The 370-nt window shown below is 39.7% G+C and carries 1 protein-coding gene; it reads left to right on the plus strand.

Features of this window, described 5'->3' with window-relative positions; all coding sequences use genetic code 11:
- Positions 1-370, plus strand: a 370-nt coding sequence (locus ACFRAE_RS17805; protein WP_422798518.1) for a sugar phosphate nucleotidyltransferase, incomplete at both ends; no start/stop codon positions are given.

Genomic DNA, 370 nt, shown 5'->3' on the forward strand with positions numbered 1-370 from the left:
AAGAATTTATAGGGGCTGATAAAGTAGCACTGATCTTAGGCGATAATATATTCTATGGATCTGGGATGTCGAAGTTATTACAATCCTGTGCAGATCCAGAAGGGGGATATGTGTTTGCCTATCCTGTGCATGATCCAGAGCGATATGGTGTAGTAGAGTTTGATGTAAACAATACGGTGGTATCGATTGAGGAGAAACCGAAGAATCCAAAATCTAATTATGCAGTACCAGGTTTATACTTCTATGACAATGATGTGGTAGAAATCGCTAAAAACATAGAACCCTCATCAAGAGGAGAACTGGAGATCACGGATGTGAATAGAGAATACTTGAAGAGAGGAAAGTTGAAAGTTGGGGTGTTTGATAGAGG

It is taken from the genome of Sphingobacterium sp. HJSM2_6, assembly GCF_049316305.1.
Lineage (GTDB): Bacteria > Bacteroidota > Bacteroidia > Sphingobacteriales > Sphingobacteriaceae > Sphingobacterium.